Consider the following 23996-nt stretch of genomic DNA (forward strand, 5'->3'; position numbering starts at 1 on the left):
GATCCTCCGGAATTCGATCAGGCGGCAAGCAGCAGGATCTCGCGCACGTCGGCGGGGCCCTCGATCTTGCGCGGGTTGCGCGGAATCCAGTTGGTCCGCATCGCGGCTTCCGCGATCGCGTCGAAATGCTCCGGCGCGATGCGCACATCGCCGAGGCTGCGCGGCATGCCGAGCGAGCGGATGAAGGCATCGAGCACGTCCGCCGCGTCGCGGCCGGGATAGCCCATGGCGGCGGCGACGATCATCTGCCGCTCTTCATTGTCGCGCGCGTTCCAGCGCATCACCGCCGGCAGCATCACGCAGGAGGTGTAGCCGTGCGGCACGTCGAAGGCCCCGCCCAGCACGTAGCCGATGCCGTGGCTCGCGCCCATGGGCACGCCGGCGGCGAGCGCGCCCATCGACAGCCAGGTGCCGATCTGCGCGTCCATCCGCGCATCGAGATCCAAAGGGTCGGCCTTCACCCGCGGCAGCGCGTCGGCGAGCATGGCAAGGCCCTTCACCGCCTGCGCATCGGCATAAGGATGCGTCTCGCGCGAGCAGATCGCCTCGACGCAATGGTCGATGGCGCGGATACCGGTGGAGAGAAACAGCCATTCCGGCGTGTGCACGGTGATGGCAGGATCGAGGATGGTCGCGCGCGGGACAGTGAGCGGATGCCGCAGCATCTGCTTCACGTGGCTCGCGCGGTCGGTGACGCCCGCGATCGACGAGAACTCGCCGCCGGCGATCGTGGTGGGCACGCTGACCTGCCGCACGGTCGGCGCTGTCATCTCGGGCGCTGTGCCCTTGTGCACGCGGATGCGGTCGATGCCGGCGATATCGTCGATGCCGTTGGCAAGGCAGAGCTGCACCGCCTTGGCGCCGTCGGTGATGGACCCGCCGCCGATCGTGACGATCAGGTCGGCCTCCGCCGCACGCGCCGCTTGCGTCGCCGCGATCACCGCCTCGCGCGGCGTATGGGCCGGCATGGCGTCGAACAGCCCGGCGCAGCGGGAGCCGAGCGCGTCGCGGATTTTGGTGATTTCGTCGGTCTGCCGGTTCAGCGTCCCCGACACCATCAGGAAGGCGCGGCGTGTTCCCAGCCGGTCCATCTGCGCGACGATGGCGCCGGCCGCAGGATGGCCGAACACGACCTCCTCGATCGCGCCGAAAACGACACGTCCCTGGTGCACGCCTGTCCTCCCCGGACAAATCGTTGTTGTTGTTGGGGAGGCAATCTAGCCGAGCTGGCCGGAGCCGTCATGCGCGAAGACGCTGGCGGTTTTGCAGCGCAGGGGTGGGGCGGTTGCAGATGGTGTGACCAATGCTTCGGCGTCGGGATTGCGCTCCCTCTCCCGCTTGCGGGAGAGGGTTGGGGAGAGGGCTCTCTCCGCGGCGGGATTGTCGAGATGCGGAGGCGGTCCCTTCGCGGAAAGAGCCCTCACCCGCCGCGCTCTGCGAGCGCGTCGGCCTCTCCCGCAAGCGGGAGAGGCGAAGCAAGCCCTCAAAACACCACGCCCACGCGCGAGCCGCGCTTCCAGGCGATGCGGCAGCGCTTCTTGGTGTTGACGTGCAGCAGCTCGAAGCGATCGGGAATCGCCACCTGGCCGCCGAGATCGACGCAGGCCCCGCCGGGCGAATAGTCGATCAGCGTGCAGGGGATCACCGGCGCGCGCGGGTCGGTGATGATCTTGGCCTGTCGCGACACCAGGCCTGCGGGCTTCACGCGGACGAACTTTCGCGGATGCATTGGCACGTCTCCTCCAACTCCGCTGGGTCTCGCGGCGGGTGATCTGCCTTCGATCATGGAAAAGAGTTGATGCGATCCCCCTAAGCCGCGCCCGAGAATTTTAAGGAAATGTGTCAACGAATGGCAAAAGCAGCGGTAGCGGGCTGCCACCCTCCCCTTGAGGGGGAGGGTCGATCGCGCGCAGCGCGAGCGGGGTGGGGTGATCTCTCAACGCGGGCAGTGTCGGACGCTGAGAGACCGTCACCCCACCCCGGCTCACATGTCGCTGCGCTCCATGTGATCCGACCCTCCCCCTCCAGGGGAGGGTGGCAGCACCCCCTCCACCTCCGCCCCCGCCGCCAGGTCCACCCCCGGCGGCACCGGCATCGGCACGGTCACATAATCCTTCGGCAGGTTCACCGGCCGGTAGTCCGGCTCCACCGCCATGCGCTTCAGCACGCTCTCATGCACATGCGCGCCTTCGGGAATCAGGCGCGGCTCGGCGTCGGGGATGTAGAAGCCGAAATAAACCTTCCGCTCCGGCCATTCCCGGTACTTCGCGCGCTTCGGCAAGAACTCCAGCACGCGCCAGATCGCCGTCATGGAATCGTGCAGCATGCCGCTCTTGCCCGTAAAAGCAGGCTCGACATATTTGAACGGTGAGTTCCTGCGCTGAATGCCCCAGGCGAGCTGGTTCACCGTGCGCGGGTTGAACTTCAGCCCGGCCTTCTCGGCCTCGTCGATCATCCACAGCAGCGGATATTTGGACTCGCCGCTCTCGGCTTCCGGATAGCCGCCGCCGACGTCGCAATGCACGCCGGCGAACCACACCTGCATGATGTCCTGCGGCACCTTCTTCTCGTCGGGCACGTAACGGTTGCTCCAGAATTCCTGCGGCTCCGCGTACTTCTTCAGGCGGAACATGCGCCGCCGCTCGTCGATCGCGATCGCCTGCCGGAAGATCCTGATGCTGGGATCGCGCAGCGTGAAGGCGAGCTCCTCCAGGCTCGGCCAGTAGAAGCGGTCGGCACGCGGCACGATCACGCTCGCCACCGTGTCCCAGACACCGACGAAATGGATGGTCGGCCAGCGCGTCGAGGTGATGCGCGCGAACTGCGCGGCGAGGTCGAACTCGTCCTTCGGCAGCGGCCCGCTCTCGTCGAACACGATGTCCTTGAGATCCTCGACGTCGTTGCCGCGCCCGCTGCCGGAATATTGCTTGTAGGCGATGAGGCCCGAGCCGGCGAGGTTCGCCTGCTCCGGCGAGATCAGCCCGACCTTGTGGATCAGCCCCGCCAGCACGCGCACCGTGTAGGCCCCGCGCGAAAAGCCGAACAAATAGATCCTGTCGCCGGGCGCGTAATGCTCGACCAGGAAGCAATAGGACGACAGCACGTTGTCATCGAGCCCGTAGCCGGTGGCGAGCCCCCACACCAGCTTGATGTTGGCCTTCCAGCGCCCCCAGGTCGACGGCTCCGTCATGGTGCCGACCCCGGGATCGTAAAACACCATCTGCCTTGGCTGCGTCTTGTCCGTCTTGCGCAGGCAGCGATAGAGCTTCAGGACGTTGGAGATGTTCTCCGAGATCTCGTTGCCGGTGCCGTCACAGCAGATGACGAGGTTCTTGCCGGCGGGGGTGTGGTCGGAATTGGGTGCGTGATCCATGGGATGCGCCTCCGGGGGATGCTACCGGGGCGAGTATAGCGGATTCCGCGAAGGAGGACGAGACGGCGGTGCTAACCGCGGCGGCGGTGCGCTCCCACTCCCGCCCGCGGGAGAGGGTTCGGGAGAGGGTGTCTCAGCAACGGGCCGGAAAGAACCCTCACCCGCCGCCCGCGGGACGATGCTTGGCAATGCGGGGCGGGGTGCCTTGAATTCGCACGCATGATAATTGCAGCGGCGCCGGCCTCGATGCGGTCGCGCAGCCGGCATTGTGTTGCGGAGCATTGATTTCGGGAATAGGTGGAGCGGGTTCCGGATGGTGCAGCTGAAGAGCGAAGCTAAAGGACACTTCTTCACGGCCGGCTAAGCTGCGTACCGCCTGCTTGTAGAATTCAGAGCGAGAGAAGGTCTGCGGCGGGTTCGCTGAGCGACCGAATAAATCCGTCCCCATCGAAGCCGCGTTCCTTCAGGAACGGCGCATCCTTCAGCTTGTCTCTTAAACCTAGCATACGCTTTTCAGCCCTGCGCACGAACACGTTGTACGTCATCGGAATGATAGTAACTCGGCCATTGCGTTCGGTACGAGGTTCATTCTCCGTGGCATCGACTTTAGAGCCCAGAACGTAGCAAGTTACCGTCGCGGCATTACTCAGCAGCCCACGTTCCAGCAGCTCCTTAACGTACTTCCAAGCTTGCCCTTTCTGTTCCGAGCCGATGATCACGTTTGGCTTCTTGATTTCAGCGACTACGAGGCGTGACACGCCGTCTACATCATGGCCTAGGTCGTGTGAATCGCGACCGTACAATCCGACACTCCCATCAGGCAGCATGACGAAATCGGGTCGCAGTCGGCTGCCTGGAATGTTGGCACCAAAAATTGATTGAATGACCTGTGTCATTCCTTTGTTGCTAGTGAATTCAAGGCTTTCGAATTCGGGACCGAATACCCAAAGGGAACGCTCGAAAAGCGGTTGAAGATCGCCAACCTCGTCCATGGCTTCGTCACGAAGCTTTTCGTCTAAGTCTTGGACCAGTTTTAGTCTGGTCTGAATTTCGTCCAAGGCGTCTTTAGCTAACCGGACAGTCCAGCGGTCCAGCAATTCGTAGAGAGCATCGAAGTCGCCGGCTTTCAAGTCGTGAAGCTTTTTCAACAAGCCATACTTTGAGGTGCTTAATTCAAGGTTGGCCAAGATATTTGCTATCTGACTAACCTCCTCGGTGGATATGGTTGGACATGCGTCTATAACCTCATCCACGAACTGATTCCAACGATCGCGACCGACTGGAGGAAGCTGGCGAACCGTTCGGTCGAGAGTTTCTCTCACAGTCCGCTTAGCTTCGCGGCGGCGTTCAGCTGAGAGGCTGAGCAAGTGTTCGTTGATCTTCGCATGGACAGCTGTACGGGTTGCCTGCCAAGCTTCATCATTGGCAACAAATCCGCTCCAGTCAGGCAATACCGCATTCTCCAAGATGTCAGCTGAGACGATAAACTGGAAGCGCTTAGCCTCTGTAGTTCGACCGTCTAGAATACGTTCATGGTCGAACCCGAGCCAGCCTTGATTCCCAACCAAACGAGAATTCACGCGCCAAGCTATACCATGCTGCTTTGTCGTCTTATCGGATTTTTGCGTGTCGATAATGATGAGATCGACTTTGCCGAATTCGGCGACATCGACGTGTATTTTTTGAATGCTTTGCGTCGGCACGTCCTCAAATGTGACTAGGGTGCCGTCGATTGAGACTACAAAATTTGGATCGGCAAGGAAGCGCAACCCGATCACCTCCCGCGCTTCGTCGGCGGTCATCGAGGTGCCCTCGGATGCTGTTGCAACAATTTCGGTGCCATGACCAGAGACAGCCGACCGCGACGATAGCTCTGTCACGTGAAACGGCGTACCTGTACCGCGACGAACCTCATAGGTGGTCTCAACGCCGTCGCGCCATGTGCGAACGCGGTAGGGATCCGAGAAGTGAAAGGCGGCGTGGCGGCCTTTGCCATTGCGGCCGTAGGGGTTGCGGTGCAAGGCATCTTTCAACTCCTCAGGCGGCGATGATTTGTTGCCTTCCTCCGTTAGGCGGTTGTAGTCCAGCGTCTTCCAGCGGCGGTTGAATTGTAACGGCGTCATTCCTTTCCCGTTGTCCTTGATTGAGAAGGCGATCCCTTTGGTCCGCTGCGGCCATACGATGTCCACCCGAGTGGCATAAGCATCCCATGCGTTGGCGACGAGTTCAACGATGGCAATCGCAGGGTCTGATATTATCGAACCGGCGTACTTATCCAAGAATCTGTCATCGAAAAGGACGCCTTGAACTGGCGAGCTAGTCTCCATGAGTCCCCCCTCCCCCGGAAGTTGATCTCGCAACGGTCTGGCCGGCGGATTCAAAACGTAAGAAGCAATTGGACGAAAGTCATCGGGTCACTGCCGAATGCGGGCACTCACAATTTCCGGCAGCTTTCCGCGCTTGCTTTTCGCCCAATCGCAAAACCTTGCATCAAGAGGGCGATGTAGATTGGGCTTCACAGCGCTAATCCAGTTAGTAAATTCATCGCGCGGTAGGCAGGTCGCTCCGAGCATGAAATGGCCTTTCTCAAAGACATTCAGCTCCTCAAACCGAGTTTTGTTTCTACGAAAGAAGTTTACGTCTCCGTTGAGCCCTCTGATGAGGAAGCTCTGTCGCTGACTGAGAGTGTTCGAGGCAACAACTTTAGTTAGAGTTTTGTGGTCGATCTCAAAGCATCCCCGTACGAAGAGCTCCAGTAGCCACACTTGGATTGTAGGCACAGAACCGGCAGCGCCAGCCTCTAACAGCTGAATTACTCTGCTCTGTATTTCTTCATTCAGCTCGACGCCGGCGCTGTCGAGTGCATCAACCAGCAGTACAAATTCCTTTACGAACGGTAGCAGATCATCAAAGCGCTTAAGAACTAGGTCGAGCGCATCCGCGTTCTTAGTGAGACGAAGTCCAAGAAAGATGAGTCTGATTTTGCCGAAATCCCAATAGTCTTGGTCTAGTTCATCCTCAAGCATCTGAACTAAGTTCAGTGCTCTAATCGATTCAATTTCCGCCTCGTCGGGTTCTTCGTCGAAATATATCGAATGAGTTAGAGATTCTATTGCTTCTTGCCCGGCTTTGTCAAAAACGTCGTCCTGTTGGTCACTTAAGGCATTTTCAAATTCTTTGGCGTCCCATACTTTCGTCTTCTGATTGTTGAGCGAAAGCCCCTCAGTTGTCGCGAGATGTTCTGCAAGGAAAGCAAGAGCCACATATGGCGTCTGGTCGGACGTGAGAAAGATACGATAATCGTCGACAAAGCGCGTGAAGATCAATCCCTCATCCGCCAAGGCGCTATCTGCGTCACTCAGGATTGCCTCTGCGATGATCCTCGAAGCGCTGCCGCCGACGGGAATTCCATACGATTGCTTGCCTCTGATCCTCTTTATCAATTTCTCTATGAATGACTTAACTCCCTTACGGTCCGTTGCAACATCCAGAATGTTCTCGATGCGGTGGAAGTAGATTCGCTGATAGAAGTCAGCAATGTCGGTCGCGACTACGTGCGTATAGGTGTTTTGCTGTATCTGCTCTCGTTGCCATTGTAGCCAATCTTTGTATGAACGGTTCGATACGAACAGAGAGGCTTCTGTCTTAGTGTTGTCGAACCGATATCCAAATGGGCCGAATTCGTTGATCGGCCGCTTAATGTTTTCGACGTCGGCCCCAATCTCGATTGCAGCCGCTGTATAGAGCAGGGTCTCTAATAATGGCAGTTGATGGACAATTCGAAATCCCCATCGGCTCTTGGGTGCGATTGTTTCGATTGCCTGAGCTGGCTCGAAAGTCTCAAGGTCGAGCACGCTTAGCTCGGCTGCAATCTCTTTTTTCCTTTCGATGAGGAACGCAGCCTCGATGGGATGCGGAAATACGTCGGTGTCGCCGAAAGTCGAGATATGCTCGATTGCTCTTTCTAGGGACGCGGTTGAAAGGCGTGTTGCCATGCATGCCCAATCAAAACAGAGGAGAGTGCCGGTACCAAATGCACAGAGCGAGGCTAATAGCATTGATGAGCACGGCCTGCTACTCCTGCGTGCATTGACGCTTTGGTTGCGAGGCATTGGCGATCTAAGACCGGTGGCGACGGCTTCGCTTCGGCAAACAAAAACGGCCGGATCTCCCGATCCGGCCGCTACGCAAACTCTTACTCGGCTAAGCCTACGCCACGCGACGCAACCTAGCCCCCGCCCTAACGGTAATCTTCTCAGCTCGCCTGCTTCGCCGGCTGCGCTTCGCCGACCTTCTTCTGGATGGCGCGCTTCAGTTCGACGGCGCGCGGGGAGAGCGCGTCGGTGTTGGCCTTGAGGAGGTAGGCGTCGAGGCCGCCATTGTGGTCGACGCTCTTGATCGCGTTGGTGGAGACGCGCAGGCGCACGTTGCGGCCCAGGGCTTCCGAGATGAACGTCACGTTGACGAGGTTCGGCAGGAAGCGGCGCTTGGTCTTGATGTTGGAGTGGCTGACCTTGTGGCCGACGAGGGGGCCCTTGGCCGTCAGTTCGCAGCGGCGAGACATGGTAGAAATCCTTAGTGTTCGAACCCCCAACGAGTGCGGCCGCCATTTCGGCGCCACGGGGGCAAATTCTTTCGTCCTTGCAGGGAGCGGGCGGACGTATAGGGGGGAAGGGGCCCTGCGTCAAGGTTTTGGGGCGGGATAGTGGTCCGCGGGTGGTGCCACACCTCTCCCATAGGGAGAGGTCGGCGCATAGCGCCGGGTGAGGGGTTTTGCACCATCGTGGGACCTGAGCCCCTCACCCGCGCCTGCGGCGCGACCTCTCCCGATGGGAGAGGTATCGGAGCCCGGGGCGGGACACGGGCCGATCACCAAAACGGCAGTGTTTAAAGCGCCTTACCATCACATAAACGGCGTATTCGCCGTCGAAGAGTCCGGTGGAGTTCCCGGGGCTGATGCCCCGACACATTGTTTGCCGTGCTATTTGGCTTAAGTAAGAGCGCATCGCGCCCCGATTGGATCATTTCGTGCCGACAACGCTTCATTTCGCGCAAGACCTGCGCTCAGCCCGGCCTCATCCGGCCGGCCGGCTGATGGCGCTTTGCGGCCTGGCGGTGATGCTGACTGTTGCCTCCGGCGTGGCGCCGGCCGCCGCGCAAGGCAAGCTCGAAGCGCAATATGAGGCCTCGCTGGCAGGAATTCCCGTCGGCAAGGGCGCCTGGAACATCGATATCCAGGACGACGTGTTCGCGGCGGCGGCCTCCGGCGGCACCTCGGGGCTCTTGAAGTCGTTCACGGGCGGGTCCGGCACCGGTGCCAGCCAAGGGCGTGTCGTCAACGGCGCGCTGGTTGCGACCGGCTACCAGGCCTCCACCACCACCCAGAAGAAGACCGAAGAGATCCGCATCACCCTCGACAAGGGCAATGTGAAGGATTTTGCGATTCTGCCGGAGCCGCCGGTCGACCCGGACCGCATCGTCGTCACCGAGGCGCATCGCCGCGGCGTGTGGGACCCGATGACGGCTTCGCTGCTGCGCGTGCCCGGCACCGGCGACCCCGTGTCGCCCGAGGCCTGCCACAACGCCGCACCCGTGTTCGACGGCCGCATGCGCTACGAGCTCAAGCTCGATTTCAAGCGCATGGAGACCGTGAAGGCGGAGAAGGGGTACAAGGGCCCGGTCGTAGTCTGCTCGATCTATTTCGTGCCGATCGCCGGCTACATCCCCGACCGCCCCGTGATCAAATACCTCGCCGCCCAGCGCAACATGGAGATCGCGTTCGCCCCGATCGCCGGCACGCGCATCCTGGTCCCGTTCTGGCTGAAAGTGCCGACGCCCCTGGGCCCGGCCATGCTGGAAGCCACCAGCTTCATCACCGCCCCCCAGCCGCCACGCGTCGCGAAGACGCAGTAGCGCTCTAAAGCCCTCCCCTGCGCTCTTACCCTCCCCTGGAGGGGGAGGGTCGATCGCGCGTTAGCGCGAGCGGGGTGGGGTGGATCTCTCAACACGGGGACGTGCCCGAGTGGAGAGATCACCCCACCCCGTCTCACATTCCGCTGCGCTCCATGTGAGCCGACCCTCCCCCTCCAGGGGAGGGTTTAGGGTACCCCAGCAATATCAACCACTTACCTACTATGCATGGGGTTGTTTTCGCAACAATGAGTTCGGAATGCCGTCATGGCCGGGCTTGACCCGGCCATCCATCCCTTCGAGAGATGCTCGTCGTTCGATGGATGCGCGGGTCAAGCCCGCGCATGACGAAGACGGGAATCCATTTGACTCCGCCCCGATTCTGATTCGACTCCCCGCCGTCCCCAGCTTTAACCACCCCGCTCGCTTGTGCGCCCCCGCAAAACTCCATCTAGTGCGCAACCAACACGAGTCCCGCGACATGTTGCGTGAACGGAACGGGACTCAACGGGGAGTCAGCGATTCGGCCGCGATTCGTTCTAGAGTCGTTCCGAAGCTTAAAGCGAACGGGAAAAGCGTCGCAAAGTGAGACAGTTGCGCGGGATTCGGGGAGGGCGTGCCACACCCTCCGCTGTCATGCCCCGGCTTGACCGGGGCATCCAGTACGCCGCGGCCTCTGAGCCCCGCCCCATACAGCACTGACATTCGCCCAAATCGCCATTACCTATCCCTCAGACATGGCTTTTTCCTCCTCCCCCTTCGCCTCCGAGCGCGCACCCGGCGCGGGCGTCACTGCGGTGCTCGGTCCGACCAACACCGGCAAGACCCATCTCGCCATCGAGCGGATGCTGGCGCATCCCTCAGGGCTGATCGGCCTGCCGCTGCGCCTGCTCGCGCGCGAGGTCTACAACAAGATCGCCGCTCGATCCGGCGAGGCCAGCGTCGCACTGGTCACCGGCGAGGAGAAGATCAAGCCGAAGAACCCGCGCTATTGGGTCTCCACCGTCGAGGCGATGCCGCGGGATCTCGACGTCTCCTTCCTCGCCGTCGACGAGGTCCAGATCGCCGCCGATCTCGAGCGCGGCCACGTCTTCACCGATCGCATCCTCAACCGCCGCGGCCGCGACGAGACGCTGCTCTTGGGCGCAGCCACCATGCGCCCGATCATCGAGCGCCTGTTGCCGGGCGTCTCCATGATCACGCGGCCCAGATTGTCGCAGCTCGAATTCGCCGGCGACCGCAAGATCACGCGCCAGCCGCGCCGCACCGCCATCGTCGCGTTCTCCGCCGATGAAGTCTACGCCATCGCCGAGCTGATCCGCCGCCAGCACGGCGGCGCCGCCGTGGTGCTGGGCTCGCTCTCGCCCCGCACACGCAACGCGCAAGTGGCGATGTTCCAGAACGGCGACGTCGATTATCTCGTCGCCACCGACGCCGTCGGCATGGGCCTCAATCTCGACGTCGACCACGTCGCCTTCGCCTCCGACCGCAAGTTCGACGGCTACCAATTCCGCCGCCTCACGCCGTCCGAATTCGCGCAAATCGCGGGCCGCGCCGGCCGTGCCACCCGCAACGGCACCTTCGGCACCACGGGCCGCTGCGCGCCGTTCGAGCCCGAGCTCGTCAACGCGCTGCAGAACCACACCTTCGATGCCGTGAAGGTGCTGCAATGGCGCAATTCCAAGCTGGATTTCGCCTCGCTCGGCGCGCTCCAGGTCTCGCTGAACCTCGCCCCCGGCCACGAGACGCTGACGCGCGCGCCGATCGCCGAGGACATGCGCGTGCTCGATCACGCCGCCCGCGACGGCGAGGTGCGCGATATCGCGCATGGCAAGGCCGCCGTGGAGCGGCTCTGGGAAGCCTGCCAGGTCCCGGACTACAGGAAGCTGTCGCCGGCCGCCCATGCCGAGCTGGTGACGACGCTGTACGGCTTCCTGATGCGCAAGGGCTGCATTCCCGATTCCTGGTTCGAGTCCCAGGTCACCCAGGCCGACCGCATCGACGGCGATATCGACACGCTGTCGGCCCGAATCGCCCAGATCCGCACCTGGACCTTCGTCGCCAACCGCCCGGACTGGCTGAAAGACCCGGAACGCTGGCAGGGGATCGCGCGGGAGGTCGAAAATAAATTATCGGATGCGCTCCATGAACGCTTGACTGAGCGTTTCGTTGATCGCCGGACCAGTGTATTGATGCGCCGCCTGCGGGAGAACACGAGCTTGAATACTGAAATCGGCAAGACCGGCGAAGTCATCGTCGAAGGCCATGTCATCGGCCGCCTCGATGGCTTCACCTTTGCACCGGACACGGCGGAAGCCGGCTCCGATGCGAAAGCCTTGCAGGCTGCAGCGCAAGCGGTGCTCGCCGGCGAGATCAACGCACGCGCCGAAAAGCTCGGCAATGCGCCGGACGAGCAGTTCGTGCTGACGTCCGAAGGCATCATCCGCTGGACCGGCGATGCCGTGGCGCGGCTCGCCGCCGCAGACGACGCGCTGCATCCGCGCATCCGCATCATCTCGGACGAGCGCCTGACCGGCGCCCCCCGCGACAAGGTGCAGGCGCGGCTCGAGCTCTGGCTCAAGACGCACATCGAAAAGCTGCTCGGGCCGATGTTCGAGCTGTCGAAGGCCGAGGACGTCACCGGCATCGCCCGCGGCATCGCCTATCAGCTGGTCGAAGCGCTCGGCGTGCTCGAGCGGCCGAAGATCGCCAGCGAGCTGAAGGATCTCGATCAGCCCTCGCGCGCCGTGTTGCGCAAATACGGCGTCCGCTTCGGCGCCTATCACCTCTATTTTCCCGGTCTGCTCAAGCCCGCCGCACGTGCGCTCGCCGCGCTGCTCTGGGCGCTGAAGCAGGACAATGTCGATCTGTCCGCGCTCTCGGGCGCGCAGCATCTGGCCTCCTCGGGGCGCACCTCGTTCCCGGTCGACAAGGCACTGCCGCGCGATGCCTATCGCGTGCTCGGCTACAAGCAGGCCGGCGAGCGCGCCGTGCGCGTCGACATCCTGGAACGCCTCGCCGATTTGATCCGCCCGGCGCTGGCCTGGCGCGAGAACTCGCCGGGTGAAAAGCCCGCCGGTGCGTTCGACGGCCGCAGCTTCGTGGTCACGCAGGCGATGACCTCGCTCACGGGATCGGCCGGCGAAGATTTCGCCTCCGTGCTGCGCGCGCTCGGCTATCGCATGGAGAAGCGCCCGCCGCTGCCGCCCAAACCTGTCGTGACCGAGCCTGTCGTGACCGAGCCTGTTGCGACCGATCAGGTCGTCACCGAGACCGTCGCCGCCGAGACGCCGCCCGTTGAAGGCCGCGTGGAGACCCCACCTGAGACTGCGACGGAGGCCGTTGCCGGCCTGCCGGCCGCCGAGGCTACGGCCGAATCCGTCACGGTCGAAGACGCGCCCGGCATGGAGCCGCACGACGAGCCCGCTCCTGCGGAGGCTCACGAGGAGCGTGCGCTGGAAGCGTCTCCAGAAGCGCCCGTCACGCCCGAGGACGCCCCCGGCATCGCGCCGCCCGCAGAAGAGACTCCGGCACCGCTTGATGCGGCCCCGGCCGAGACCGCCGCAGTCGAAGCCGCTGCTTCACCGGATGCTGCTGCGCCTGTCGAAGCCCCCGCCGCGCCCGATCTGATCGAGGTCTGGCGTCCCGCCGGCCGTCACGAGGATCGCAAGCCGCGCCACGAGCGCCATCGCCATCAGCGTCACAACAACCAGCGTCGTCCGCAGGCCGGCGCTGAGGCTGCCGCTGCAGCCGATGCAGCGAGCGCCGCGCCCGGCGAAGCCGCCGACGGCGCGAAGCCGGGCCAGCGTCATGGCGGCGGTCATCGCCGCGATGGCGGCCGCGACTTCCGCAAGCCGCGTGAAGGCGGCGAGGGCGGTGAGCGCCGCGACGACCGCAATCGCAGCTTCCAGGGCAAGGGAGACCGCGACAAGGATCGCGATCGCAACCGCGACAACAAGAAGTTCGGCGGCGATCGCGACAAGGGCCGCGACAATCGTGGCCGTGACCGCGACAAGGGTCGCGACCGCCAGGGTGGTCCGTCACTTCGTCCCTACGCCTCGAGCGCGAACCCGCGCGAGCGCGATCGTCCGGCCGATCCGAACTCCCCCTTCGCCAAGCTCGCTGCCCTGAAAGAGCAGCTCTCGGGGCGCAAGGAGTAACCCCACGACCGAGCGGCAGCGCATCGACAAATGGCTGTGGCACGCGCGGGTGGTCAAGGCGCGCACCTCCGCGGCTGAGCTGGTTGAGTCCGGCCACGTCCGCATCAACGGTACGCGTGAGAAATCACCCGGCCATGCGATCAAGATCGGTGACGTGATTACGGTGGCCCTCGATCGCACCGTGCGCGTGCTGAAGGTCACCGCCTTCAACGAGCGCCGTGGTGATGCCGCCTCGGCGCGCGTGCTCTACGAGGAGCTCGGGTCGCGCAATTAATTGCGCTTTGTATTCATTTCTTGATCGATCAAACACACAAAGCCGTCATGTTCGGGCCTTCCCGACCTTGCGGCGCCGGGCCATCCGCGCTAGGCAAGCCGCGACTTTTAAAAGAGCTTTTCGGAGCGTTGGATGACTTACGTCGTCACTGAAAACTGCATCAAGTGCAAGTACACCGACTGCGTCGAGGTCTGCCCGGTCGATTGCTTCTACGAAGGCGACAACATGCTCGTCATCCATCCCGACGAGTGCATCGATTGCGGCGTGTGCGAGCCGGAATGCCCCGCCGACGCCATCAAGCCGGACACGGAACCGGGGCTGGAGAAGTGGCTCCAGGTCAACGCCGATTACGCCAAGAGCTGGCCGAACATCACCCAGAAGAAAGAATCACCTGCCGACGCCAAGGAATTCGACGGCATGGACGGCAAGTTCGAGAAATATTTTTCTCCGAACCCGGGCTCTGGGGACTAAATCGCGCCCAAACTTAACCCTAATAGCGGCGCTGCCGCCGAAAACCAGCCCTGAAGACCCCTAAATCATTGATTTTTGCGGGAAATGTGCTATATTGGGCACATTAAGCCGAACCCCGTCAGCCCCGTTGGCCCCTCTGGGTTCCCGTGAAACCAAATGTCGAACAGGGGCGTGGCAGTTTCCGCGCGCAGGCTGTGTCACAGAAAACGCGTAAAAAGAGTACTTCAGCGAGGGCTTCCCATAAGGAGGCCAAAAAAGTCGCCGCGGCCAGCCGTAGCGCATCCAAGGGTCGGACCGCGACGAAGGCGCCGGCTGCAAAGTCCTCGAAGAACAAAAGAAGCGCAATGCCTAACAAGACTGCCAAACCGGCCGCGAAAGCGACCGCTGCCAAGCCTGTTGCCGCCAAGCCTGTGACTGCCAAGCCTGTGACGGCCAAGGCCCCCGCTGCCAAGCCCGCCGCGCCGAAGGCTCCCGTTGCTGCTGCGCCCGCCAAGGCCCCCGTCGCCGCCAAGCCGGCCGCCAAGCCCGCGGCTGCGCCGAAGGTCGAGGAAAAGAAGGTCGTGACCCAGCGTCAGGGCTTCAAGGCCAATGAATTCGTGGTCTATCCCGCTCACGGCGTCGGCCAGATCCTGGCCATCGAGGAGCAGGAGATCGCCGGTGCGAAGCTCGAGCTGTTCGTCATCAACTTCATCAAGGACAAGATGACGCTACGCGTGCCGACCGCCAAGGTCGCCAATGTCGGCATGCGCAAGCTGTCCGATCCGGTGCTGGTCAAGAAGGCGCTGGAGACGCTCAAGGGCCGCGCCCGCGTCAAGCGCACCATGTGGTCGCGCCGTGCCCAGGAATACGAAGCGAAGATCAATTCGGGCGATATCGTCGCGATCGCGGAAGTCGTGCGCGACCTCTATCGCTCGGAATCGCAGCCCGAGCAGTCCTACTCGGAACGCCAGCTCTATGAAGCGGCGCTCGACCGTCTCTCCCGCGAGATCGCGGTGGTGCAGCACTCGACCGAGACCGAAGCGGTCAAGGAGATCGAGGCCCAGCTCGCCAAGAGCCCGCGCCGCAATGCCAAGGCGGAAGCCGCCGAGGGCGAGGCCGATACGGATGCCGAGGGCGATACCGACGATACCGACGGCGACGACAGCACCGTCGCCGACGAGGCCGCGTAAACAGCTTCGTTCCTCGCAAGCCATCAAAAGCCCGGCCGAACGGCCGGGCTTTTTGCTTGGCCTCCTGACGCAGCGGGCGATGCGACGCTACGCGCCGCGCGGCTGGGTCCAGATCGAGATCGGCTGCTGAATGCCGCGGACCGCCCGCGGCTCTCGCGCTTGCAATGACTGAAACGTTGCGGCGCCGTCGCCGAGCTCGGCCTTCGCCTGGCTGACGAGGTCGTCACTTGCCACCAACGCGCAATCGAAGGTGCGGGTCAAGGCTTCGAGACGGCTGGCCACGTTGACGGTCGCGCCGATCACGGCAAATTCCAGGCAGGTCTGTCCGATGTCGCCGAGCACCACCGGCCCATAATGCAAGCCGAAGCTCACATGAAGCGGTGGCTCGCCTGACGCTGCCCGCCGATCGTTCCAGCCGTCCGCAGAGGTGATCATCGCCTGCGCACATCGCAGCGCGTTGCCGGCGTCGTGCGCGCCCGCGAACGGCGTGCCGAACGTCGCCATCAATCCGTCACCGAGATATTTGTCGAGCGTGCCGCTATGGCGGAAAACCTCCTGCTCCATCAATCCGTGGAATTCGCGCAGCGTTCGCACCACCTCCTGCGGCGAGCGCGCATCGGCAAACGCCGTGAAGCCGACGATGTCGACGAACAGCACCGCGACGTGTTGCGTGCGCACCTGCTTCAGCGGCTCGTCCTGCTTCGACAATTCCGCCACGACATTGGGCGAGAAGTAGCGTGCGAGGTTGCCGCGCTCGCGCTCCACTGCGGCATGCCGGACCAGGAGATCGTTGCTGCGGCGGACCGCGAGCGCCAAGGTCATGGCCACGATCATGAATACGACGATCTCCTGGATGCGAACGTGGAATACGATTTCGCTGGGCGAGATCATCGCAAACAAGCGCTGATCGCTGCCGGTTGCGGCCGCGATTCGGGCCGTCAGCGCAGGATCGCGATCGGGTTGCCACCAGACCCAGGCCATGCCGACGATCCAGAGCCCAGCCGTCCATAGCCCGACCGCAATGACGGTCCGCCAGGTATAGGCCAGCGTGGCGCCTGCGAGCAGCACGAAGAAATAGATGAAGTTGCCGAAATGGTACTGCATCGCGACCGGCCAATGCGAGGCTCCGAACGGATTTGGAACCACGACGACGTATGTCAGCAGCGCCAGGTCGCAAAACAGGAGGGCCAATTCCGGCCGTGACACGCCCACCCGCCCAACCCTGACCTGGGCCCAGCCGATCAGTGCGAACAAGCCGAGCAGCGCCACGTAGTAGAGCTGCTCCCAGGCCGGGTTGATCATCAGCAGCAGGCAGGCAATGACGGCGAGGGCGACATAGCGCGCCCGCACCGCGAGTTGCAGGCCCTCCCGCTTGGCAGACGTCAGCGCGGCCTGTGCGAACTGAACTGTTTCGGCATCGCGCTTGTTCGGCGCCGGCGACAGCGCAGCCGGCAGGTTGAAGCGCTCGACGAGCATTGTCACGGCAGTCTCCTCAATAGGGCTTAAGCTGCTTCAAGTCCGCTGCGTCCTTGCCGAGACGCCGACTTCATCTCGGCGACCTCCTCCGTCAGCCGCGGCTGCAACCGACGTCCACCAATTCCCCATGGCGTCGATCAACGGCACGAGGGCATGACCGGCGGAGGTCAGATCGTACTCTACGCGCAGCGGATATCCGCCGAATTCGGTGCGGCTTACGATGCCGGCGTCCTCCAGCTTGCGAAGCTCGAGTGCGAGCATTCTGTGCGAGATGGTCGGATTGTCCCGGCGCAGATCGCTGAAGCGCTTGGTACCCTGCTTCAAATAGTAGATCAGCAGCGTCGGCCAGCGACCGCTCAGAATCTGCATCACTTCCTCGATGGGACATCTCGACACGAGATCCTTCATCGATGCCTCCAGGTTACAAAAAAGTTCGTAATTTGCTTGATGCGGCGAGCGACTAGGGTCGCGTCACCGCTGCGCAGCGTGATCATCAGAAATCACGGAGAATGGATCATGGACCCAATTCTACTCTACGGCTTCCCGAAGGGAAGCTCCATGGGGCTCGTCGCGGCTCTCGAATGGCTGGGCAAGCCATATCGGTTGTGTCGGGTCGCCATGATGGGCGAGATGCGAAACCCGTCATACGCCCGTATCAATCCGCGACATGAGACGCCGGTGTTCATCACCGGGCAGGGCGAGGTGCTGACGGAAACGATGGCGATCGCAGCCTGGTTAGAGGCCAGGGACGTCGAACGGCGCATCAGCTTCGATCCCTCTTCGCGGCAAGCCGATCGCATGCATCAGCTCATGGCGTTCGTGAATACCGGTTTCACCGCCGCCTTCGCGCCGCTGTGGGCCGCATTGGAAGCCGACGCCATGGAGCCGGCGACGAAGTCGGCCCTGCGCGCCTTTGGCACAGCAAGGGTCATCGAGCGTCATGACAAGCTCGAAGCGATGATCGAAGCGCGGCAATTCCTGCTCGGCGACCGGCCGACCCTCGCCGACGCCGTGCTTGTCGGCGTCGCGCGCTGGCTCGACTTCCACGCCGTTGCGGAGAGCAGCCGCTGGCCGAAGCTGGCAGCACTGCGGGCTCGCCTCGAAGCCGATCCCGCGGTCCTCTACGCCGCCGCTCTGGAGGACGGCGGCTCCGATCCGGGAACGGGATCGTGCAAAGGCCACGTCGCGCTGGCTGAGGTGATTGCGCGGTTCGGCAAGTAGCGGCCGGTGCGCACGCCTCGTCCTTCGAGACGGCACTGACGTGCCTCCTGAGGATGAGGCTCATCAGCATCAGTGATCGTTGAACCTGCAGCCACGCAACTCCGTCCTCATCCTGAGGAGCCCGCCTAAGCGGGCGTCTCGAAGGATGGCCTTAAGGCAATGCTCTCGAATGCGATAGCGCTCCTACTTCACCGGGCGCTTCTCGAGCTTCCGCGCCAGCGTCCGCCGGTGCATGCCGAGCCGGCGGGCCGCTTCCGAGATGTTGAACTCGGTCTCGATCAGGGTCTGGTGGATGCGCTCCCATTCCAGCGTCTTGATCGAGGTCGGCCGCGTATCGAGCGCGACCTCGGCGTTGCCTTCGGCCTTGTGGAAGGCGGCCTCGATGTCGTCGGTGTTCGACGGCTTTGCCAGATAGTGGCAGGCCCCGAGCTTGATCGCCTCGACGGCGGTGGAGATGCTGGCAAAGCCGGTCAGCACCACGATCAGCATGTCGGGATCATGCGTGTGCAGGAGCTCGACGCAGGCGAGCCCCGAGGCGCCGCCGAGCTTGAGGTCGACCACGGCGTGACCGAAGGAGCGTTCCTCCAGCACCTGGCGCACCTCCTCGATCGAGGCGGCGAGCACGACCTCGTAGCCGCGGCGCTCGAACGAGCGCTTCAGCGTGCGGGCAAAGCCCGCATCGTCCTCGACGACGATGAGCGAACGGTCAGGCGTCAAAATTCCCTCCGATCGCCAAGGTTGCGAGCGGCAGCGTGAGGCGCACCGTGGCGCCGCGCTTCCTGTGGTTCTCGGCGGTCACGGTGCCCCCCAATTTGCGCACGACGTTCACCACCAGGAACAGGCCGAGCCCGCCGCCGGCGCGGCCCTTGCTCGACTGGTAGGGCTTCCCCAGCTGCGCCAGCATCTCCGGCGCAAAGCCCGGGCCGCGGTCGGAGATCGACAGCACGAGATTGTCGCCCTCGCGCTCGGCGACGAGCTCGACCCACTCGCGCGAGACCTCATAGGCGTTGTCGAGCACGTTGAAGATCACCTGCTTCAGCGCGACGTCGGAGACGATCGCGACGTCCTCGCCGAAGGTATTGACGAAATAGAGCGTGCGGGCCGAGCGCGCATTGCGCCATTCCTCGACCAGCGCGGTGACGAAGGCCGTCACCGTCGTCGGCGAGGAGCCTTCACCGCGCGCTTCGCCTGCCGACACCAGGATGCCCGTCACGATCGACTTGCAGCGCTGCAGCGACGTCTCCATTTCGGCGAGGTCCTCGGCGAGCTCCTGATCGGAGGCGAGGTCCGGCATGCGGCGCCAGTCGCTGAGGATCACCGAGAGCGAGGCGAGCGGCGTGCCGAGCTCATGCGCCGCGCCGGAGGCCAGCAGGCCCATGCGCACGATATGGTCCTGCTCGGCGGCATGCTGGCGCAGCGCCGCCAGATGCGCGTCGCGCTCGCGCAAATTCCGGTTGATGCGGGTGACGAACACGACGAGCAGCACGGCGTTGAGCGCGAAGCCCAGGAGCATGCCGAGCACCGTGAGCGTATAGGTCTCGCTCAACGGATTCGGCGGCAGATCGAGCGGCCGGTAGGCCAATGTCAGCCAGACGAAGCTCGCGCAGGTCAGCGCCACCAGCGACCAGGTCGAGCGGGCATCGAGCAGCACCGCGCCGAGCGTCACCTGCAGCAGGAACAGCGAGGTGAAGGGATTGGTGGCGCCGCCGGAGAGATAGAGCTGCGCGGTCAGCGCGGCGACGTCCAGCATCAAGGCGACCAGGAGCTCGTTGCTGGAGATCGCGGCGCGATGGCGCACCCAGACCAGGCTGGAGACGTTGAGCAGCACCAGCGCGCCGATCACCGCGCCCATCCGTTCCAGCGGCAGGGGGATGCCGAGGCCGAAATGCACGGCCCCGATGGTCACGATCTGGCCGACCACCGCGGTCCAGCGCAGCTGGATCAGCAACGCCATGTTCTTGCGGTTGGTCTCGTCGTCGGTCGGCGTGGTGCCGATCAGCTCGCTGCGCGCGTCGGCCTGCGATTGCAGCGTGACGGCCTGCCCGTCACGCCCAAGCATCTGGGAAAGCGTTTTCCCGTCGTCAGGTCGGCTCGACGATCGTTCCAGCATCTGATCCCGTCCTGCGGGCGACGGCATCCTTGCCGCCGGCCTTGTCGTGGACGAAGCGCTTGCGGCGGAACAGCCCGCCGCCGAATGTGACGAAAAGCCTGCCGGCCAGCATGAAAGCCAGGGCAAACCACGTCAGCGCGTAGATCAGGTGGTTATTGGGAAAGCGGATCACGGTCAATCCGCCGATTGGGCCGCCGGCGATTTGTGATCCGGCGTCGGCGTCCACGAAGAAGGGTGCGACCTCGCCGAGGCCGCGCGCCGCCGCAATGGCGGCGACGTCCCGCGAGTACCAGCGGTTGTGCTGGGGCACGTTGGTCCGCAAGAAACCGCCCCTCGGCTCGGTGATGCGCAGCAGGCCGGTGATCTCCACCCGTCGCTGCGGATTGCCGTTCCGGCGCGTCGATGCGTCGCGCCGCTCGGACGGCACGAAGCCGCGGTTGATCAGCACCAGCGTGCCGTCGTCGCGCTGAAGCGGCGTCAGCACCCAATAGCCCGGCCCTTCCTCGGTGACGGCCTGAACCAGCGTCTCGCTGTCATGCAGGAAGCGTCCGCTCAGGCTGACGTGCCTGTATTCGTCGCTTGCGGCGCTGACGGCGGGCCACGAAGTGGGCGGGGGGATCGGCTGCGCCGGCGCGTGGACGCGCTGCTCGACCCGATCGATCAGCGCCAGCTTCCAGGCGCGGCGCTCGATCTGCCAGACGCCGAGCGCGATCAGAACCGCAAAAGCAACGAGCGAGAGGACCGTGAGCCACGGGGACGGGATGCGCGCAGCCTTGCCACGCGCATCGCCGTCCTCGGCCGTCACGGTCCCGGTGTCGCTCACTTCATGCCGCCCATCTGGTGCATTGGCATCATGTTGCTGTTGAGGTGGCTCATCACCCACAGCGAACCCGACAGGGCGATCACCACCATCACGATGGTGAAGATCAGCGCCATCATGGTCCAGCCGTTCTCGGACGTCGTGTTCATGTGCAGGAAGTAGACCATGTGCACGACGATCTGCACGATGGCGAAGGCCATGATCACCAGCGCGGTGATCTGCTTGCTCGGCAGCGCGCCGCTCATCACCAGCCAGAACGGGATCGCGGTGAGCACGACCGAGAGCACGAAGCCGAGCATGTAGCCCGAGAACGTGCTGTGGGCGTGGCCGCCCTCGTGGTGATGGTCGTGCGCGCCGGCTGCGTGGGTATCGGTGCTCATCGCAGAACTCCCAGGAGATAGACGAAGGTGAAGACGCCGATCCAGACCACGTCGAGGAAGTGCCAGAACATCGACAGGCACATCAGGCGGCGGCGGTTGGCCTCGATCAGGCCGAACTTTCCGACCTGCACCATCAGCGTCACCAGCCAGATCAGGCCGCAGCTGACGTGCAGGCCGTGGGTGCCAACCAGGGTGAAGAAGGCGGAGAGGAAGGCGCTGCGCTGCGGCGTCGCACCCTCGTGGATCATGTGGGCGAACTCGAACAGCTCGATGCCGATGAACGCGGCTCCGAACAGGCCGGTGATCGCCAGCCAGATTTGCGTCTGCGCGACCTTGTTCTGCTGCATCGTCAGCATGGCAAAGCCGTAGGTGATCGACGACAGCAGCAGCATGGACGTGTTCACCGCGACCAGGTTGAGGTCGAACAGGTCCTTCGGCGCGGGGCCGGCGGCATAGTTGCCGCCGAGCACGCCGTAGGTGGCGAACAGGATCGCGAAGATGAGGCAGTCGCTCATCAGGTAGATCCAGAAGCCGAGCGAGGTGCTCCAGCCTTCCGGATGCGGATGCTCGTCGGCGAGGTAGAAGACCGGCTCGCCGGTCTGCGAGGGATGAACAGCGACAGTCATTTACTTGGCTCCGGCGAGCAGCTTGGTGCGCGCGTCCTCGGTCCGGATGATGTCGTCAGCCGGAATGTCGAAGTCGCGGTGATAGTTGAAGGTGTGGCCGATCCCGACGGCGAGCATCGCGATGAAGCTCAACGCCGCGAGCCACCACATGTACCAGATCAGGCCGAATCCCATCGCGGTGGCGAGGCCGGCGAGGATGATTCCGGTGCCGGTGCTGCTGGGCATGTGGATCGGCCTGAACCCGGTGAGCGGACGCTGGTAGCCGCGCCGCTTCATGTCCCACCACGCGTCGTTGTCGTGAACGACCGGGGTGAAGGCGAAGTTGTAGTCCGGCGGCGGCGAGGAGGTCGCCCATTCCAGCGTGCGCGCGTCCCAGGGATCGCCGGTGACGTCCTTGAGCTGCTCGCGCTTGAGCAAAGAGACCGCGAACTGCATCAGCATCGAGAGGATGCCGATGAAGACGAACACGGCACCGATCGCGGCGATGACGAACCAGATCTGAAGCGAGAGATCCTCGAACACGCGCAGGCGGCGGGTCACGCCCATCAGGCCGAGCACGTAGAGCGGCATGAAGGCCAGGTAGAAGCCGGTGACCCAGAACCAGAACGACATCTTGCCCCAGAACGGATCGAGCTTGAAGCCGAACGCCTTCGGGAACCAGTAGTTGATGCCCGCGAACGCGCCGAACACCACGCCGCCGATGATCACGTTGTGGAAGTGGGCGATCAGGAACAGGCTGTTGTGCAGCACGAAGTCGGCCGGCGGCACCGCCAGCAGCACGCCGGTCATGCCGCCGATCACGAAAGTCAGCATGAAGGCGATGGTCCACATCATCGGCAGCTCGTAGCGGATGCGGCCGCGATACATCGTGAACAGCCAGTTGAACATCTTCGCGCCCGTCGGGATCGAGATGATCATCGTGGTGATGCCGAAGAACGAGTTGACGCTGGCGCCCGAGCCCATCGTGAAGAAGTGGTGCAGCCACACCAGGTAGGACAGGATGGTGATGACGACGGTGGCGTAGACCATCGAGGTGTAGCCGAACAGCCGCTTGCCCGAGAAGGTCGAGGTCACCTCGGAGAAGATGCCGAACGCCGGGAGAACCAGGATGTAGACCTCGGGGTGGCCCCAGATCCAGATCAGGTTCACGTACATCATCGGGCTGCCGCCGAAATCGTTGGTGAAGAAGTTGGTGCCGACATAGCGGTCGAGCGACAGCAGCGCGAGCACCACGGTGAGAACGGGGAAGGAGGCGACGATCAGCACGTTGGTGCAGAGCGAGGTCCAGGTGAACACCGGCATCTTCATCATGGTCATGCCGGGGCAGCGCAGCTTGACGATGGTGCAGATCAGGTTGATGCCCGACAACGTCGTGCCGACGCCGGCGACCTGCAGCGCCCAGATGTAGTAATCGACACCGACGTCGGGACTGTAGCCGATGTTCGACAGCGGCGGATAGGCCAGCCAGCCGGTGCGGGCGAATTCGCCGATGAACAGCGAAGCCATCACCAACACCGCGCCGCCGACCGTCATCCAGAAGCTGAAATTGTTCAGGAACGGGAACGAGACGTCGCGCGCGCCGATCTGCAGCGGCACGACATAGTTCATCAGGCCGGTGACCAGCGGCATCGCCACGAAGAAGATCATGATCACGCCGTGGGCGGTGAAGACCTGGTCGTAATGATGTGCGTTGAGATAGCCTTCGGAGCCGCCAAAGGCGAGCATCTGCTGGCCGCGCATCATCAGCGCGTCGGCAAAGCCCCGCAGCAGCATCACGATGCCGAGGATCATGTACATGATGCCGATACGCTTGTGGTCCACCGTGGTGAACCATTCGCGCCAGAGATAGCCCCAGAGACGGAAATAGGTGAGGCCGCCGAGCAGCGCGGCGCCGCCGAGCGCGACCACCACGAAAGTGCCGACCACGATCGGCTCGTGCAGCGGCAGCGATTCGAGGCCGAGCCGGCCGAAGATGAGCTTGAGAAGATCAGGAGACATGCGAACTC

20 protein-coding genes are annotated in these 23996 nt (G+C 63.3%); 6 read left to right on the plus strand and 14 right to left on the minus strand.

From position 1 onward, the window contains the following. Window positions 1-17 precede the first annotated feature (17 nt). From BDOA9_RS07645 to rpmB, 6 genes are all read right to left on the minus strand, one after another. Window positions 18-1172: an iron-containing alcohol dehydrogenase gene (locus BDOA9_RS07645; protein WP_025033352.1), complete on the minus strand. Its 1155-nt coding sequence runs from the start codon at window positions 1170-1172 to the stop codon at window positions 18-20. 311 nt (window positions 1173-1483) lie between these two features. After that, window positions 1484-1729, minus strand: coding sequence for a PilZ domain-containing protein (locus BDOA9_RS07650; protein WP_025033353.1), 246 nt, complete (start codon window positions 1727-1729; stop codon window positions 1484-1486). 255 nt (window positions 1730-1984) lie between these two features. Continuing rightward, window positions 1985-3373 carry a DUF2235 domain-containing protein gene (locus BDOA9_RS07655; protein ID WP_025033354.1) on the minus strand — a complete coding sequence of 463 codons (1389 nt, stop codon included), beginning with the start codon at window positions 3371-3373 and terminating at the stop codon, window positions 1985-1987. 389 nt (window positions 3374-3762) lie between these two features. After that, window positions 3763-5652, minus strand: coding sequence for an ATP-binding protein (locus tag BDOA9_RS07660; RefSeq protein WP_244521457.1), 1890 nt, complete (start codon window positions 5650-5652; stop codon window positions 3763-3765). A gap of 135 nt (window positions 5653-5787) precedes the next feature. Beyond that, entirely contained in the window at window positions 5788-7368 is a 1581-nt protein-coding gene (locus BDOA9_RS07665) for an RNA-directed DNA polymerase (protein ID WP_025033356.1), read from the minus strand. Window positions 7369-7628: 260 nt separating this feature from the next. Beyond that, complete coding sequence (gene rpmB / locus BDOA9_RS07670; RefSeq protein ID WP_025033357.1) at window positions 7629-7937, minus strand: 50S ribosomal protein L28; 309 nt, start codon at window positions 7935-7937, stop codon at window positions 7629-7631. A 530-nt stretch (window positions 7938-8467) separates the two neighbouring features. Here rpmB and BDOA9_RS07675 point away from each other — a divergent pair. From BDOA9_RS07675 to BDOA9_RS07695, 5 genes are all read left to right on the plus strand, one after another. Continuing rightward, the gene (locus BDOA9_RS07675) at window positions 8468-9286 is read left to right on the plus strand and encodes a DUF3108 domain-containing protein (protein WP_192859648.1); all 819 of its coding nucleotides are present in this window, start codon (window positions 8468-8470) and stop codon (window positions 9284-9286) included. Between the two features lie 734 nt (window positions 9287-10020). Next, window positions 10021-13443, plus strand: coding sequence for a helicase-related protein (locus BDOA9_RS07680; RefSeq protein ID WP_025033359.1), 3423 nt, complete (start codon window positions 10021-10023; stop codon window positions 13441-13443). 22 nt (window positions 13444-13465) lie between these two features. After that, window positions 13466-13717, plus strand: coding sequence for an RNA-binding S4 domain-containing protein (locus BDOA9_RS07685; RefSeq protein WP_082847801.1), 252 nt, complete (start codon window positions 13466-13468; stop codon window positions 13715-13717). A 132-nt stretch (window positions 13718-13849) separates the two neighbouring features. Then, entirely contained in the window at window positions 13850-14188 is a 339-nt protein-coding gene (gene fdxA / locus BDOA9_RS07690; protein ID WP_025033361.1) for a ferredoxin FdxA, read from the plus strand. A 344-nt stretch (window positions 14189-14532) separates the two neighbouring features. Next, entirely contained in the window at window positions 14533-15357 is an 825-nt protein-coding gene (locus tag BDOA9_RS07695) for a CarD family transcriptional regulator (RefSeq protein WP_082847802.1), read from the plus strand. Window positions 15358-15444: 87 nt separating this feature from the next. Here the strand turns inward: BDOA9_RS07695 and BDOA9_RS07700 are convergent, their stop codons facing one another. Continuing rightward, window positions 15445-16833 (minus strand): adenylate/guanylate cyclase domain-containing protein, encoded by a 1389-nt coding sequence (locus tag BDOA9_RS07700; RefSeq protein ID WP_025033363.1) that lies wholly within the window; start codon window positions 16831-16833, stop codon window positions 15445-15447. Window positions 16834-16869: 36 nt separating this feature from the next. After that, window positions 16870-17241 (minus strand): winged helix-turn-helix transcriptional regulator, encoded by a 372-nt coding sequence (locus tag BDOA9_RS07705; protein WP_025033364.1) that lies wholly within the window; start codon window positions 17239-17241, stop codon window positions 16870-16872. Window positions 17242-17349: 108 nt separating this feature from the next. Here BDOA9_RS07705 and BDOA9_RS07710 point away from each other — a divergent pair, with 108 nt between their 5' ends. Next, window positions 17350-18054 (plus strand): glutathione S-transferase family protein, encoded by a 705-nt coding sequence (locus tag BDOA9_RS07710; RefSeq protein WP_025033365.1) that lies wholly within the window; start codon window positions 17350-17352, stop codon window positions 18052-18054. A 183-nt stretch (window positions 18055-18237) separates the two neighbouring features. Here BDOA9_RS07710 and BDOA9_RS07715 read toward each other — a convergent pair whose 3' ends face one another. Genes BDOA9_RS07715 through cyoB form a run of 6 tightly spaced genes read right to left on the minus strand, consistent with a single transcriptional unit; the run spans window position 18238 to window position 23988 of the window. After that, window positions 18238-18771, minus strand: coding sequence for a response regulator transcription factor (locus tag BDOA9_RS07715; RefSeq protein WP_025033366.1), 534 nt, complete (start codon window positions 18769-18771; stop codon window positions 18238-18240). After that, a complete protein-coding gene (locus tag BDOA9_RS07720) occupies window positions 18761-20164 on the minus strand; it encodes an ATP-binding protein (RefSeq protein ID WP_025033367.1) in 1404 nt (467 codons plus the stop codon). The genes BDOA9_RS07715 and BDOA9_RS07720 overlap by 11 nt, the downstream gene beginning before the upstream one ends. Beyond that, entirely contained in the window at window positions 20136-20987 is an 852-nt protein-coding gene (locus BDOA9_RS07725; protein ID WP_025033368.1) for an SURF1 family protein, read from the minus strand. Before BDOA9_RS07725 ends, BDOA9_RS07720 begins: the two co-directional genes overlap by 29 nt. Next, window positions 20984-21364, minus strand: coding sequence for a cytochrome o ubiquinol oxidase subunit IV (gene cyoD / locus BDOA9_RS07730; RefSeq protein ID WP_025033369.1), 381 nt, complete (start codon window positions 21362-21364; stop codon window positions 20984-20986). The genes BDOA9_RS07725 and cyoD overlap by 4 nt, the downstream gene beginning before the upstream one ends. Next, the gene (gene cyoC / locus BDOA9_RS07735; protein WP_025033370.1) at window positions 21361-21990 is read right to left on the minus strand and encodes a cytochrome o ubiquinol oxidase subunit III; all 630 of its coding nucleotides are present in this window, start codon (window positions 21988-21990) and stop codon (window positions 21361-21363) included. The genes cyoD and cyoC overlap by 4 nt, the downstream gene beginning before the upstream one ends. Next, window positions 21991-23988, minus strand: a complete 1998-nt coding sequence (gene cyoB, locus BDOA9_RS07740) for a cytochrome o ubiquinol oxidase subunit I (RefSeq protein WP_025033371.1) — start codon at window positions 23986-23988, stop codon at window positions 21991-21993. Between the last annotated feature and the right edge of the window lie 8 nt (window positions 23989-23996).

It is taken from the genome of Bradyrhizobium sp. DOA9, assembly GCF_000617845.2.
In the GTDB taxonomy this organism is placed as follows: domain Bacteria; phylum Pseudomonadota; class Alphaproteobacteria; order Rhizobiales; family Xanthobacteraceae; genus Bradyrhizobium.

Coding starts and splice junctions, on each gene's coding strand:
- BDOA9_RS07650 (WP_025033353.1), bottom strand. CDS start 1,729: ATGCATCCGCGAAAGTTCGTCCGCGTGAAGCCCGCAGGCCTGGTGTCG.
- BDOA9_RS07655 (WP_025033354.1), bottom strand. CDS start 3,373: ATGGATCACGCACCCAATTCCGACCACACCCCCGCCGGCAAGAACCTC.
- BDOA9_RS07665 (WP_025033356.1), bottom strand. CDS start 7,368: ATGGCAACACGCCTTTCAACCGCGTCCCTAGAAAGAGCAATCGAGCAT.
- rpmB (WP_025033357.1), bottom strand. CDS start 7,937: ATGTCTCGCCGCTGCGAACTGACGGCCAAGGGCCCCCTCGTCGGCCAC.
- BDOA9_RS07675 (WP_192859648.1), top strand. CDS start 8,468: ATGGCGCTTTGCGGCCTGGCGGTGATGCTGACTGTTGCCTCCGGCGTG.
- BDOA9_RS07680 (WP_025033359.1), top strand. CDS start 10,021: ATGGCTTTTTCCTCCTCCCCCTTCGCCTCCGAGCGCGCACCCGGCGCG.
- fdxA (WP_025033361.1), top strand. CDS start 13,850: ATGACTTACGTCGTCACTGAAAACTGCATCAAGTGCAAGTACACCGAC.
- BDOA9_RS07695 (WP_082847802.1), top strand. CDS start 14,533: ATGCCTAACAAGACTGCCAAACCGGCCGCGAAAGCGACCGCTGCCAAG.
- BDOA9_RS07700 (WP_025033363.1), bottom strand. CDS start 16,833: ATGCTCGTCGAGCGCTTCAACCTGCCGGCTGCGCTGTCGCCGGCGCCG.
- BDOA9_RS07705 (WP_025033364.1), bottom strand. CDS start 17,241: ATGAAGGATCTCGTGTCGAGATGTCCCATCGAGGAAGTGATGCAGATT.
- BDOA9_RS07710 (WP_025033365.1), top strand. CDS start 17,350: ATGGACCCAATTCTACTCTACGGCTTCCCGAAGGGAAGCTCCATGGGG.
- BDOA9_RS07720 (WP_025033367.1), bottom strand. CDS start 20,164: ATGCTGGAACGATCGTCGAGCCGACCTGACGACGGGAAAACGCTTTCC.
- cyoD (WP_025033369.1), bottom strand. CDS start 21,364: ATGAGCACCGATACCCACGCAGCCGGCGCGCACGACCATCACCACGAG.
- cyoC (WP_025033370.1), bottom strand. CDS start 21,990: ATGACTGTCGCTGTTCATCCCTCGCAGACCGGCGAGCCGGTCTTCTAC.
- cyoB (WP_025033371.1), bottom strand. CDS start 23,988: ATGTCTCCTGATCTTCTCAAGCTCATCTTCGGCCGGCTCGGCCTCGAA.